Genomic DNA, 13,861 nt, shown 5'->3' on the forward strand with positions numbered 1-13,861 from the left:
TTTTCTTCATGTCTATTCAACTTTAAACTTGCTAATTAAATCGCGTAATTCTTCTGCCATCGAAGAGAGTGTGGCAGAGGATGAGCTGATTTCTTCCATTGATGCCAGTTGTTCTTCTGCTGAAGCAGCAATGTCTTGAATATTTGCTGAGCTTTCACGTGATACGTCTGCGATCTCACGAACAGCCTCTGACACATGTGCAGAGCCTTTTGAAAGCTGGACAACGGTTTGATTCATTGTTTGAAGCTGGTTAGAAATTTCTTTTGTCATGTCGAAAATATTGTGGAAGCTTACTTTCGTTTGTTCAGTGAAGCTTAGGCCTGATTGAACTTCTCGATTCACCGCAGTGAATACTTCCTGGGATACGTCGATGTCTTGCACGATTTCATTGATCAAATTCTCAATTTCTTTTGCCGAGTTAGCAGATTGAACCGCAAGTTTTCTTACTTCTTCTGCTACAACGGAGAATCCTCTGCCAGATTCACCAGCTCTTGCTGCCTCAATTGCTGCATTTAGTGCAAGTAAATTCGTTTGATCGGCAATTCCATTGATGACACCGAGAATTTGGGTAATGTTTTTAGATTTATTTTCAAGCGCCCTGATGACGTTCTCTGCTTTTTTCACGGACTGATCAATGACATTCATTTGAGAAGCCGTTTTTTCAACAAGCTGTCCGCCTTCTCCTGCGATATCTGTTGATTTGATCGATGAAGCCGTAATAGACTCAGCCGATTCATTCATATTTTGAAGACCACGGTTCATTTCCTCTAACTCGACTGAGCTCAATTCGACTTTATCATTTTGGCTTTCATTTCCGCTGGAGAATTGTTCAATGGCTAGTGTAATATGCTCAGTTGCTTTACTTGTCTGTCCTGCACTGGCAGTCAGTTCTTCTGATGAAGATGCGACATTTTCGACTGAAGTTTGAACGGCTCCAATGAGGGATCTCAATGAATCAATCATCGTATTAAAGCCTTTCCCAACTTGTCCAATTTCGTCATCTGACTGGATCTGAAGCTTATCGCGCAAATCACCATCGCTGACTTTTTTCGAGAAACGGGCAAGATTGGATAATCTTTTTGAAATAGAGCGGACGATAAAGAAAATAAGGGTTCCTGCTACAATGAGTGTGACACTGAATACGATAATGGCAGTATTGAAAACGGGCTTTGCCGCTTCTTCTACTTCAGATACGAGCATCGTTCCACCAATTTTCCAGCCGGTTAATTCATTGGTGACATATGCAACCTTTTTATCTGTTCCTTTGAGGGTATAGCTGCCGCTTCCTTCTTTGTTTTTATAAATAATACTGGCCAGATTTTCATTGACCTGACTTCCTGACTTTTGGGTTGGATCTGCTAAAACCGTTTGATCTTTCTCCATCATGAAAGCATAGCCTTTTTGCCCAATTTTGATTTCTTTTAGTTTTTGGAGCAGGCTGTCAATTTCCATATCAAGACCAATGACACCTGAACCATCTTTCGTTTTTTGGGCAATTGTGATCACCATTTTGCCTGTGGATGCTGCTACATATGGTTTTGTGATGACTTGTTTGCCGTTTTCTGCTTTCAATGCCTCTTGATACCAAGGACGTTCTCTTGGATCGTAGCCATCCGGCATCTTTTGGACTGGGTATTGCATAAACAATCCCTTTTCAGAGCCTGCATAGATCGCAGAAACATCTTTTTCATTAATTTTTCCAAATTGCTGTAATTCTTTAATGGTTGCATTTCTATTTTTTTCTTGAAGATTAGACGCTTTGAGTGAATCTGAGAACAGTGTCACAGCATCTGATTTGTTTCCAATATTCTCATTGATTAAGGTATCAAATGCATTGACCTGACTCATCGCACTGCCCATAATCTGTTTGTCTAGCTCTGTCTTTGATGTAAAAAACGCACTAATTGTCAGTGCCACGGTTGGCAGGATAAGAACTACCAAGAAGGCAATGATTAATTTTTTTGAAATGGATGGTTTTTTGAACCATTGGATCATTTTTCCCATTTTAACTTTCCCCCTTTACTTCTCTAAAGTTAATATCGGATGAAAGGTGTATTTTTAGAGACTGGAAATGACGTTTAAAAATAAAAAAAATACCCAGACAATTCTGGATATTTTTTCATCATTATTTAATTAATTTTAAATTGACTTGTGAGCTCTTTTAGCTCCTCTGCCATGTTAGCAAGTGTTACAGAAGAAGACGTGATTTCTTCCATAGATGCTAGCTGCTCTTCTGCTGAAGCCGCAATGTCCTGAATGTTTGCTGCGCTTTCTCTTGAGACTTGGCGCATTTCCTGCATCGCTTGTGAAACAAGCTTTGAACCGCTCGATAGGTCAATGGCTGTATCGTTTAATTGTGACAGTTTTTTCGACATTCCTTCTGCCGCCTCATAAATGTGCTGGAAGCTTTCTTTAGCTTCTTCTGTCATACCGAGCCCTGCGTTTACTTCTCGATTGACTGCTTTGAACATATCTTGAGATTTAGCAATTTCTAACACAATTTCTTGGATAAGCTTCTCAATTTCTTTCGCTGAATCTGCGGATTGGACAGCTAGTTTTCGCACTTCTTCGGCAACGACGGAGAAGCCGCGTCCTGATTCACCTGCTCTTGCTGCTTCGATTGCTGCATTAAGCGCAAGTAAGTTTGTTTGATCCGCAATGCCGTTAATGACATTTAAAATACTCGTAATATCTTTAGACTTGTATTCTAATTCTTTCATGACCTGTTCTGCTTCTTGTACGGATGTATCAATATGTTTCATTTGGCTCGCTGTGCTTTCAACAATTCGCCCGCCTTGACCAGCCGCCTCTGTTGATTGAAGTGAGACAGCAGCTACTTCAGATGAGGTTTGTGACATATCTTGTAATCCTTCGTTCATTGCCACAAGCTGATTCGTACTAGATTCTACTTTCTCGTTTTGTGCTTCATTTCCATTTGAAAATTGTTCAATCGACATCGTGATATGCTCTGTTGCTTGACTCGTTTGACTGGCACTTGCCGTCAGCTCCTCTGAAGCCGAAGCCACATTGTCGACAGATTGCTGTACAGCACGAATGACGTCACGAAGAGATTCACTCATCTTGCTGAAACTTCTTGTGAGATCTCCTATTTCATCCTTCGATTTCGTTTCGAGGGTTTCTGTTAAATCCCCTTCACTCACTTTTTCTGAGAAATCAACAAGCCTTCTCAGTCCAATTGTGATCGAGCGAACGATGAAGAAGATAGCGACACCACCAAGGATAAATGAAGAAATTAAAAGAATAATGGCAGAATTCCAAACTGGCTGTGCTGCTTCTTCTGTTTCTGAGACAAACATCGTTCCAGCAATTTTCCAACCTGTTAAATCATTTGTTACAAAAACGAGGCGTTTTTGTTCTCCTTTATTCTCATAAGTTGATGTTCCTTCTTTGCCGCTGTAAAGGATAGATGAAATATTTTCTGTGACCTTAGATCCTGATTTTTCTTCTGGATGGGCTACAATTTGTTTGTTTTTATTTGCAATAATTGGATATCCTTCTCGTCCAATTTTAATATCTTTTATTTTATTTACAATGTCTTGCACATCAATATCGATTCCGATGACTCCCGACCCATCCTTCAGTCGCTGAGCAATCGTGACAACCATGCCGTTTGTTTTGGAAGAGCCCTTTCCGTTTGTTGTGGCAGAAATGTATGGATTGGAGACAACAGGCTCACCTTTTTCATCCTGCATCGCTAGTTGATACCAATCACGTGTTGTTGGATCATAGCCTTTTGGTATGTCTACTTTAGGAAACTGAATGAAATCACGATTTTTACTTGCTGCATAAAAACCTACTACATCATCTTCATTGATTTTGCTGTATATTTCAAAATGCTCATACAGTTCGTCCTGGTTTTTCTTTTTAAAGTCTGCAGCAGTAGATGTTTCAGCAAAGAGTTTCACCGCTTTTTCCTTATTCGAAAGCTTTTGCTCGATCATGTCATTCAGTTCATTGACTCTTGCATTTGCTCCGTACATGATTTCATGATCTAGTTCTTCTTTGGCAATCTGATATGAAATCGTACTGAGTGTAATAATGGGCAAGACGAGAACAAGTGTGAATGAAATAATCAATCTTTTAGAAATCGATGGTTTTTTCAACCATTTTATGACACTTTTCATGTTTTTCCTCCTTTTAAACGTTATTTTATATATCGGACGGCTTGATATTATTTTCATGTTTTTCAAATAAAAAGGATGACTTTTTGTTTATTTTCACAAATTGATTCCTTGCCCAAGCACCCTGCATACGCTAATACTAAAGGGGGCGCTTTTCATATGATTATCCTTTCAGGACAGCCAGTGACTAATGAGCAGCTGGCATCGTTTCAGCTAGAAGGACAAAAGCGGATCATTTTGATGCAGTTACAGGCCTCGAATGGTACGTTCCGCTATAGGCAAGCATCTGATTTGTTATTTGAGGTCACTTTAAGATCAAACATTATGAATGCTGCAAGAGATTTGAATAAAAGCGGTGCCTCATTTGCCATCTTTCAAAGATCGCGTGCAAATGATGCGTTTTGGCGTGTATCGGAAGCAGGAGCATTAGAGCTGCGCTATCAAGTGGAGCCATCTAGAGGCATTAAAGACATTTTTGAAAATGGTTCAAAATATGCATTTGAATGCGCAACCGCGATTGTCATTGTGTTTTATATGGGGGTCTTGCAAACAGTAGGAGAGGAGAAGTTTAACCGAAGACTTCGCAGTTTAACACTGTATGACTGGCACTATGATACTTTGTCAATTTATACAGAGCGCGGAAATGATTTTATCTATGGGGATTGTTTATATTTCGAAAATCCAGAGTTTAGCTATCAGCAGTCGCAGTGGCGCGGGGAAAATGTGATTTACTTAGGAGAAGATCAATATTACGGTCATGGGCTTGGAATTTTAACAGCGGCAGAAATTATCGACAAACTGAATAAGAGAAGACGGCCAGGTGCAGTTCAATCCGCTTATTTATTACCGCAGACTACCCGGATGGATGTGATTTATCTCAGGCAAATGTTTGGCAGCTAAAAAAAGCCTCTTGTCTATTGGTTATGACAAGGGGCTTTTGTATGCCTTGCGCTTACGATAATTTTGGAGTGTGCCAAGCAACGTGTTCGCAAGGATCTCCATTTCTTCTAAATCTTTTCTTGTGACCGGTGGATCGTGCCTGCTCCACTTCACGTATCGAACAAAATAGTAGTGACGAATGGGCGTAAGGACGGCAGGAGAATGAGGAAAATCATCAAACCAGAATTCAATCTGACCTTTTTTTCGGTAGGAATGTTTTAAGATGTCCATCCTGTCACACCCCCCGTCATGATTTTATCTGCGTCAGTTCGTGCATGATGTCTTCAACGGTTAAAATCGAGCGAATACGCCCAACGCCCTGTCCTGCCCACAAAGCCATTTGTTCAGGGTTACCGCCGGCAGCAGCTGCTTTTCGCATCGGTGTTGTCCATACATGCTGAACCGGATAAGGAAGAACCCTATCTTCATGCAGGCTTTCATCCTCCATCCACTGATTCACAATGCCTCTCGCTCTTTTCCCAGAAAAAAGCCTTGTCACCCTTGTTTCACTGCCTTCTGCCTGTAAAATGGCCTTCTTGTATACCTCTGCCGCAGCACTTTCCTGGCTGGCTAAAAACCTTGTGCCGATTTGAACCGCATCTGCTCCAAGCGCCAGCACTGCTTTCACACCTGCTCGGTCCGTGATACCTCCGGCAGCAATCAATGGCACGCGGCAGAGCGGTTTGACATCAGAGATCAGACTGATCAGTCCCAGCAGTGCGTCTCCTTTTGCCCGTAAAAATGTGCCGCGATGCCCCCCTGCTTCACTTCCTTGCAGAACAATAGCATCCATTCCTTTTTCCTCTAAAAGCAGTGCTTCCTCTTTTGTTGTGGCCGTTCCGATTAAAAAGATTCCCTTTTGTTTTAAGCGGTGAATCGTTTGTTCTTTTGGACAGGCAAATGTAAAGGAAACAATCGGAACGTCTTCTTCCAGAAGAATGTTGATTTTTTGTTCAAAATCATCCCACAATTCTTCTTCGCTTGGCATCCTATCTGCTGACGGGCGTGCAGGCAGTCTCTTTTCCCAAAATGCCACATCCTCTTTTTTCACTTCTGGAATTGGCTCTGGTACAAACACATTGACCTGAAACAGGCGAGATGTCAGGTGTTTGACCTGTCTAATCTGCTGTCTTAAATGGTCAGGCTGCACATATCCACTTGCCAGGCTGCCAAGCCCTCCGTATTCCGAAACTGCGGCTGCCAGCTGCGGTGTCACAGCTCCTCCTGCCATTGGCGCTTGGATGATTCCATGTTCAATCTGCAGTAACTTTTTGATATCCCCCATTTACTTCCCCCATCTCTTACTCGTTTGACGATACTTGTACATAAAAATGACGATGTCTCGGCCCGTCAAACTCACAGAAATAGATTCCCTGCCACGTGCCAAGTACAAGATCTCCATCATGAATGAGAACATGCTGAGACGCCCCCATATAACTCGCTTTCATATGCGCTGCCGTATTCCCTTCCATATGGCGGTCCTTTGGATGTTCCCACGGGAAGACTTCATCAAGCCGGCGAAGCATATCCCGTTTCACATCTGGATCCGCATTTTCATTAATGGTGATCCCTGCTGTTGTATGTGGACAATAGACGATGACAGTTCCGTTTTGTATGCCTGTTTCCCTGACATATTGGAGAACCTCGTGTGTGACGTCGATCATGTCATCGCGTCTGTCTGTTTGTACATTGATTTTTTTCATATGAGCTGCCCCTTTTTGACGTTTCTATAAATTCATACCCTTTTTATGTGAAACAAATCTTCTTACCTAAAGTTTACCAAGCAAAAAAACCTCGTCAAGCAGTACGAGGTTTTTAAGAAAAGTGAACCTTTTTGACTTCAATGGTTCGAATATGGTGGTCTTCAGCATCAATGATCGTAAATTCACAGCCTTCTGCTTCAATCGTATCTCCAATGTCAAAATCAAATTTATGCGTCATCATCCAGCCTGCAATTGTATCAACATCATCATTCTCAATGGCTAAATCCAATAAATCATTTACTTCATCAATCAATGCTTTCCCATCCATCACATAATGGAAATCACCTTTTTTCACGATGTGAGGTGTTTCATCCTGATCATATTCATCTCGAATCTCTCCGACAATTTCTTCTAATATGTCCTCTACTGTGACAAGTCCCGCTGTACCTCCGTATTCGTCTACGAGCACTGACATATGGATTCGTTCCTTTTGCATCAAAATGAGCAATTCCTGAACAGGGGTGCTTTCAATGACCCGGATCACCGGACGCATTAAGTCTTCAATAGATACATCTTGATTTAGGAAGCTCGCTTTAAATACATCTTTGCTATTGATAACTCCAATCACATGATCTTTGTCCTCTTTAATAACAGGGTAGCGTGTGTACCTTTCGTTCAGCATATAATGGGTCACATCTTCTAAGGTCTGTTCAATCTCTATAGCTGAAATTTCTGTACGTGGGATCATGATCTCTCTCGCCACTCGGTTATCAAATTCAAAGATTTTATTCACATATTTGTACTCAGATTGGTTAATCTCACCCTTCTCATAGCTTTCAGATAAAATGAGTCGCAATTCTTCCTCACTGATCGCCACTTCATGTTCTTTGACAGAATGATAACCAAATAATTTCACGATGCTTCGTGCAGCCCCATTTAATGCTTTAATAAACGGGTACATGACTTTATAGAAAAAGATGAGTGGTTTTGCTGTCACAAGGCTGACGGCCTCTGCCTTTTGAATGGCAATTGTTTTAGGCGCGAGTTCTCCAACAACAACATGTAAAAACGTAATGATCACAAATGCGATGATAAACGAAAGGATGTCAGTTAATGCGGAATGAAGCCCGATTTTTTCAAAAAGCGGATGCAAAAAATGCTCCACCGTCGGCTCACCCAGCCATCCTAAGCCTAAAGCTGTGATGGTAATTCCTAGTTGGCAGGCGGACAAATATTCGTCTAGATTTGATATCAGCTTTTGAACATGGATGGCCCTTTTATCACCGCTTTCAATCAGCTGGTTAATTTTAGAGCCTCTAATTTTCACAATCGCAAATTCAGTGACAACAAAAAATGCTGTCGCAGCAATGAGTAATATGACTAAAAATACGTTTAAAATGTACAAAAAAACCCTTACCTAACACTGGTAAGGGCTCACCTCCTCTGGCATCAATTAATCATTACGGCCATTTAGGAAGATCATTACAAAACGGAGCAATTCAAACAGGGAGACAAGGGCTGCTGCTACATACGTAAGAGCTGCAGCATTTAACACCTTGTTCACGCCTCTTTCTTCACTGCTTCTAATGATTCCTTCTGAAACAATGATATCTTTTGCACGTGAACTTGCATTAAACTCGACAGGCAATGTCACAAGCTGAAAGAATACAGCTGCTGAGAACAAAATGATCCCAAGCCCGATTAAGTTAAGGCTGCTGAGCAAAATTCCACCAAGGAAAAGAAGCGGAGCAACACCAGATGCAAAGTTCACGACAGGAAAGATCTTATGTCTCAAAACAAGCGCACCATAGGATTCCTGATGCTGCAAGGCATGTCCAACCTCGTGTGATGCGACTGAAATGGCCGAAATGGAGTGGCCGTAGTACACAGGTTCAGATAAACGAACCACACGCTGCGTCGGGTCGTAATGATCAGTCAAAGTTCCTCTTACCGGTTCAACGGGCACATCGTATAACCCGTTGCGATCTAAAATATATCGAGCGGTTTCAGCACCTGTTTTCATACTGGATGCTTCCACCTTTGAATACTTTTCAAAATTATTCTTCACTTTAAATTGTGCCCAAAATGATAATCCCAATGCGGCAAATGTTAAAAAATAAAAAAACAGCATGCTCATCAGCTTCCTTTTTATTTTATATATTTATTTACAATTTTAATGACTTTTATGTACCATGTACAGCAAAAAGCACTAGGTCTTTTTCAGGGGAATGACCGCACCAATGAAAAAGAAGAACACACCTAAGCAAGCTGTATAAAAGGTCACTGTACCATAAAGGTCTTGAAAGAAGTGCAGCCATGAAAAATCATTCATAAAATGATTCACAGCATTTAAATCAAACACGAGTAAGATGACAGCTGATGATAAAAAGTGCACACCAATAAAAAGAAGTACGGTCTTTTGAACGAACGACATTCGAATTCCCTCCTTCTTCTCCCTTATTTTAAGATATGGGTTCTATTTCAATACATGACGAAGATGAAAAAATCTTTCCTCAATCGGGCATACTGACATTAGCATTCTCCTGAAAGGAAGAGTCCGATGAAATCAAACCGTATCTTTATCGCTTGGCTAAGGTGGCCGCTTTATCTTCGAATTGCCATCATCATCTGTTTCTTGCTTCTTTTTTTTGGACAATTGATCGTTTTACTTGAACCGAAGCAGTATCATACGATCTTTGATGGGATCTGGTGGGCGCTCATTACAGTCTCTACGGTTGGCTACGGTGATTTTGTGCCGCAAACCATGCCAGGGCAGGTGGCGGGTATGGCTCTCATTTTTATCGGAGCCAGCTTTGTCACCGCTTATTTCGCCACACTTGCCGCCGCCGTGTTCAGCAAGCAGCACCATTATGTTGAGGGCAAGGTAGCCTTTAAAGGGAAAGGACACCTGATTATCGTCGGCTGGAATGAGAAGACGAACAAACTGCTTCAGTCGTTTCAAACGATTGATCCAGCCATGCCGATTGTGCTGATTGATGACTCCTTGAAAGAGGGGCCTCTTTTGGAAAATGTTCATTTTATTAAAGGACATGGGACCGAAGACGTCACACTCCGTAAAGCCAATATTACCGGTGCAGATGCACTGATGATTACCGCAGATCAGCATGAAAATGAAGTGACAGCCGATATGCAGAGTGTTTTAACCTTACTTGCAGCAAAAGGCTTAAACCCTTCGCTATATTGTTTAATCGAAATCTTAACAGATCGTTACGTGAAAAATGCCGAACGTGCTGGTGCCAACCAAGTCATTCATACCTCTGATGCTGTCAATCATTTAATGGTTGAACATTTTCTGATAAAGGAACAGCTTACAGCGTTAACAAAAAAACGACAAATGACCTTGCATAAAAACGTCACGATCATACCTGTACCAGCTTCATTAGCCGGAGAAACATTCTTAACAGCGCTCCATCACTTTTTAGAGCATCATGTGATCATCGTTGGCGTACAAAAAAAAGAAGGACCCATGATGAATCCTCCCTTTGGCTATGAGCTTCATCCAGAGGATGAACTGATCAGCCTTTAAAGCAGTGCGTCTTCTAATTCCTTGACGAGCGAAAAGCCAATCTCAGCATAAGCCTTTGATACATCTCCATCTTTCTCTTTTGGTTCTTGGAATTGGTTAAAGGATGCGCCCACATTTCCAACCATCGCATGATCATCTAACTTGTCTTGGTATACATGCTTTAAGAGAAATGGATGTCCCATTTTCACCACAACACCTGGCTGATCCAGCTGGCCTTTCTCGGCTGTAAAAGGAACTCTGAGAAAGGTATAGCCATCACGGTTATCAATTTTATAATCAAAATACCCGTGATCATAATCCCAGTTCCCATTAATGACATAACCGAGCGGCTTCATCGTTTCTTCTAAATGGTAAAGTGAAAAGCTTTCACCAGGCAGCCTGGATGGTACATGAATCATACGAAACCCTCCTTTTTTATTAGGGTTCGTTAAAGAGAGGAATTCATACATTTCCTCTCGCGATTTGTACATTGTTTGTAAACGCGGCATCAAATAAGCTTTGATTGGTTGATTGATTCGTCTCGTTATCGCTGCCAGAACCTGCTGTTTCCTTCGTAACACTCTTAGAACAAATGCGTCCGACATTGCCAAAGTTCACGATCGCCTGGCCAGAAATATCATGAATATAAATATGATTCGTCCTCATTTTTCACCCTCCTCCATTTATTATTCTATGTACAGTACACAGGAAAGCTTGCACAGGAACCTGAAGAAAACAAAAAAGGCACACCTTTATGAAAAGGTGTGCTTTTTCGTCTTATGATTGTTTTAAACGGCTTTCAAGCTCTGCTTTTTTCTCTTCGAAGCCCGGTTTGCCTAGTAAAGCAAACATATTCACTTTATACGCTTCTACTCCAGGCTGATCGAATGGATTGACGCCTAGTAAATATCCAGACATCGCACATGCTTTCTCAAAGAAGTACACAAGGTATCCGAATGTATAAGCATCCATCTCAGGAATTGTCACGATAAGATTCGGTACTTTTCCATCTGTATGGGCAAGCATTGTTCCTTCAAATGCTTTTTTATTGACGAAATCAACCGTTTTTCCTGCCAGATAATTCAAGCCATCAAGGTCTTGCTCTTCTGCTTCAATCACAAGCTCATGTCGAGGCTTGTCTACATTGACGATTGTTTCGAACAAATCTCTTCTTCCTTCTTGAACATATTGGCCAAGTGAATGAAGATCTGTTGAGAAGTTAGCTGATGAAGGATAGATTCCTTTTTCATCTTTGCCCTCACTTTCACCGAATAATTGCTTCCACCATTCTGCGAAATATTGGAGGCCTGGCTCATAGTTAATCAGCATTTCAATCGTTCTGCCTTTATTGTAAAGGACATTGCGGACGACAGCATATTGGTAAGCCGCATTTTCAGAAAGCTCAGATGAAGCGAAGTCTTCGCTTGCTTTTGCCGCACCTTCCATCATCTGATCAATGTCTGCACCGCTCACAGCGATTGGCAAAAGACCAACTGCTGTTAATACAGAATAGCGTCCACCAACATCATCAGGGATGATAAATGATTCATAGCCCTCTTCAGTTGCTAATGTTTTCAGTGCACCGCGTGCCTTGTCAGTTGTCGCATAAATACGTTTTTTCGCTTCTTCAGCACCGTATTTTTCAATGAGGAGCTTTTTAAAGATGCGGAACGCAATGGCTGGCTCTGTTGTTGTACCAGATTTTGAAATCACGTTAATGGAGAAATCTGCATCTTCCAATAGATCCATCACATCTGTTAAATAAGAAGAACTGATGTTGTTTCCAATAAAAATGATTTGTGGTGTCTTGCGCTTGCCTTTTGGCAAAGTGTTATAGAAAGAATGGTTCAAAAACTCAATCGCCGCACGTGCACCTAGATATGACCCGCCGATTCCGACAACAAGCAGGACGTCAGAGTCAGACTTAATTTTATCTGCACTTTTTTTAATGCGGGCAAATTCTTCGCGGTCATATTGCTTCGGCAAGTCCACCCAGCCTAAATAGTCACTGCCTGCACCCGTTTGTTCATGAATATTATGATGGGCCACCTTCACAAAATCTTTTAAATATGTAAGCTCATGTTCTTGAAAGAAAGGTAACGCTTTCGAGTAGTCAAATTGAATATGTGTCATCGCTTGTAAGCCCTCCATTACGTTAGTTCTGTCCCTTTCACTTTAGCGGAACTAGCTTTTGAAATCAAGTGATCGTCACTGGCATAACAAAAAGCCGCTTCTCATTCGGAGAAGCGGCAATCTGAATTATAAAGAAGCTTTCAAAATCGATAGAATGTCATCACGGTTAAGTTTCATAAAGTTTCCAAAACCACCATATTCCATTTCTTTTGCTGCAATGTCAGCAATTTTGTCCAGCTGATCCTCACCAATGTCATAATCAGCTAAACGGCTTGGTGCACCAAGGCTTGTCCAGAACGCTGACAGTTTATCGATTCCTTCCAATGCGATGTCACGATCTGACTTTCCTTCTGTTTCGATGTCAAACATGTTCAGCATAAGGTTTTTAAAGCGTTCGACATTATGATCGAGCGTGTGGCGCATCCAGTTTGGGAAGAGGATGGCAAGTCCGCCTGCATGCGGAATGTCATAGACAGCCGATACAGCATGCTCAATCGTATGGGATGCCCAGTCGCCAAAGTAACCCATTTGCAGCGTGCCATTTAAAGCAATCGTTCCTGCATAAAGGATGGTTTCACGGTGTTCATAGTTTTGTAAGTCTTCAAGAAGCTTTGGTGCTGTCTCGATGACTGTTTGAAGAACAGCAAAACACATCCGATCTTGTAGAGGCGTGTTTTTCACATTATGGAAGTATTGCTCAAAAACGTGGCTCATCATATCAACCATACCATACACTGTCTGGTTTTCTGGCACAGAATACGTATGCTCAGGATCTAGAATCGAAAAAGCAGGGTGAGTGACAGAGCTGCCCCACACATATTTTTCATTCGTTTCCCAGTTTGTGATGACAGAGTCCGGGTTCATTTCTGAACCAGTTGCCGCAAGTGTCAGCACTGTGCCAAACGGCAAAGCTTTTTGAGCGGTTGTTTTCTTTGAAATAATATCCCACACATCACCGTCATACTCTGCTCCGGCTGCAATCGCTTTTGTACAGTCGATCACACTGCCACCGCCAACGGCTAATAAGAAATCAATGTTCTCCTTGTGGCAGATATCGATTCCCTTTTTCACTGTTGTGAGGCGCGGGTTTGGTTCAACGCCAGACAGCTCAAACACTTCGGCATCTGCTTCATTTAACGCACGGATGACATTGTCATAAAGACCATTTTTCTTAATGCTGCCGCCGCCATATACAAGTAACACTCGTTTTCCATAACGAGCGAGTTCGCTTTTGAGTCCTTCTAGTTGTCCTTTTCCAAACATCAATTTTGTTGGATTGTAGTAAATAAAATTCTCCATCTGTTGAAACATCTCCTTACAACGAATATATCCAAAAACATGAAAGACTACTGTAACATATGTACACGATGAACTCAAAAAAAGATAACTGCCCGCAAGCAGCTATCTTTTGTTGTTCA

Annotated in this window: 14 protein-coding genes and 2 pseudogenes; 2 read left to right on the plus strand and 14 right to left on the minus strand. The window is 41.6% G+C overall.

Going from position 1 to position 13,861, the window contains the following annotated elements; translation table 11 throughout:
- Positions 1-12 precede the first annotated feature (12 nt).
- The 4 genes and pseudogenes from QR42_RS19800 to QR42_RS19815 form a co-directional block, all read right to left on the minus strand.
- Entirely contained in the window at positions 13-963 is a 951-nt protein-coding gene (locus QR42_RS19800) for a methyl-accepting chemotaxis protein (RefSeq protein WP_369880188.1), read from the minus strand.
- Positions 958-2,004: pseudogene (locus QR42_RS19805) on the minus strand (HAMP domain-containing protein); the annotation flags it as partial. The gene QR42_RS19800 and the pseudogene QR42_RS19805, both read right to left, overlap by 6 nt.
- A gap of 125 nt (positions 2,005-2,129) precedes the next feature.
- Complete coding sequence (locus QR42_RS19810) at positions 2,130-3,080, minus strand: methyl-accepting chemotaxis protein (protein ID WP_369880190.1); 951 nt, start codon at positions 3,078-3,080, stop codon at positions 2,130-2,132.
- Positions 3,072-4,202: pseudogene (locus QR42_RS19815) on the minus strand (cache domain-containing protein); the annotation flags it as partial. The gene QR42_RS19810 and the pseudogene QR42_RS19815, both read right to left, overlap by 9 nt.
- Before the next feature lie 99 nt (positions 4,203-4,301).
- On the opposite strand from QR42_RS19815, the gene QR42_RS14175 reads away from it, so the two are divergent.
- On the plus strand, positions 4,302-5,042 hold the full coding sequence (locus tag QR42_RS14175) for a protein-glutamine gamma-glutamyltransferase (RefSeq protein ID WP_039181052.1): 741 nt from the start codon (positions 4,302-4,304) through the stop codon (positions 5,040-5,042).
- Positions 5,043-5,063: 21 nt separating this feature from the next.
- Here the strand turns inward: QR42_RS14175 and QR42_RS14180 are convergent, their stop codons facing one another.
- From QR42_RS14180 to QR42_RS14205, 6 genes are all read right to left on the minus strand, one after another.
- Positions 5,064-5,312, minus strand: coding sequence for a hypothetical protein (locus QR42_RS14180; RefSeq protein ID WP_039181054.1), 249 nt, complete (start codon positions 5,310-5,312; stop codon positions 5,064-5,066).
- Between the two features lie 16 nt (positions 5,313-5,328).
- Positions 5,329-6,366, minus strand: a complete 1,038-nt coding sequence (locus QR42_RS14185) for a nitronate monooxygenase (RefSeq protein ID WP_039181057.1) — start codon at positions 6,364-6,366, stop codon at positions 5,329-5,331.
- Positions 6,367-6,382: 16 nt separating this feature from the next.
- Positions 6,383-6,784, minus strand: coding sequence for a secondary thiamine-phosphate synthase enzyme YjbQ (locus QR42_RS14190; RefSeq protein ID WP_039181060.1), 402 nt, complete (start codon positions 6,782-6,784; stop codon positions 6,383-6,385).
- Between the two features lie 112 nt (positions 6,785-6,896).
- Positions 6,897-8,189, minus strand: a complete 1,293-nt coding sequence (locus QR42_RS14195; RefSeq protein WP_024423287.1) for a hemolysin family protein — start codon at positions 8,187-8,189, stop codon at positions 6,897-6,899.
- Between the two features lie 48 nt (positions 8,190-8,237).
- A complete protein-coding gene (locus QR42_RS14200) occupies positions 8,238-8,912 on the minus strand; it encodes a zinc metallopeptidase (RefSeq protein ID WP_024423288.1) in 675 nt (224 codons plus the stop codon).
- Between the two features lie 81 nt (positions 8,913-8,993).
- Positions 8,994-9,218, minus strand: a complete 225-nt coding sequence (locus tag QR42_RS14205; RefSeq protein ID WP_039181063.1) for a YuzI family membrane protein — start codon at positions 9,216-9,218, stop codon at positions 8,994-8,996.
- Between the two features lie 126 nt (positions 9,219-9,344).
- On the opposite strand from QR42_RS14205, the gene QR42_RS14210 reads away from it, so the two are divergent.
- Positions 9,345-10,331, plus strand: a complete 987-nt coding sequence (locus QR42_RS14210) for a potassium channel family protein (protein WP_039181066.1) — start codon at positions 9,345-9,347, stop codon at positions 10,329-10,331.
- Here QR42_RS14210 and QR42_RS14215 read toward each other — a convergent pair.
- The 4 genes from QR42_RS14215 to QR42_RS14230 form a co-directional block, all read right to left on the minus strand.
- Positions 10,328-10,729, minus strand: a complete 402-nt coding sequence (locus tag QR42_RS14215) for a YugN-like family protein (RefSeq protein WP_024423291.1) — start codon at positions 10,727-10,729, stop codon at positions 10,328-10,330. The two genes, QR42_RS14210 and QR42_RS14215, sit on opposite strands and share 4 nt — an antisense overlap.
- 43 nt (positions 10,730-10,772) lie before the next feature.
- The gene (locus QR42_RS14220; RefSeq protein ID WP_235354772.1) at positions 10,773-10,976 is read right to left on the minus strand and encodes a spore germination protein; all 204 of its coding nucleotides are present in this window, start codon (positions 10,974-10,976) and stop codon (positions 10,773-10,775) included.
- 111 nt (positions 10,977-11,087) lie between these two features.
- Positions 11,088-12,443: a glucose-6-phosphate isomerase gene (locus QR42_RS14225; protein WP_024423293.1), complete on the minus strand. Its 1,356-nt coding sequence runs from the start codon at positions 12,441-12,443 to the stop codon at positions 11,088-11,090.
- A 126-nt stretch (positions 12,444-12,569) separates the two neighbouring features.
- Positions 12,570-13,742 (minus strand): iron-containing alcohol dehydrogenase, encoded by a 1,173-nt coding sequence (locus tag QR42_RS14230; RefSeq protein ID WP_039181070.1) that lies wholly within the window; start codon positions 13,740-13,742, stop codon positions 12,570-12,572.
- Positions 13,743-13,861: the final 119 nt, after the last annotated feature.

Source organism: Bacillus sp. WP8, from assembly GCF_000800825.1.
GTDB lineage: Bacteria > Bacillota > Bacilli > Bacillales > Bacillaceae > Bacillus > Bacillus safensis.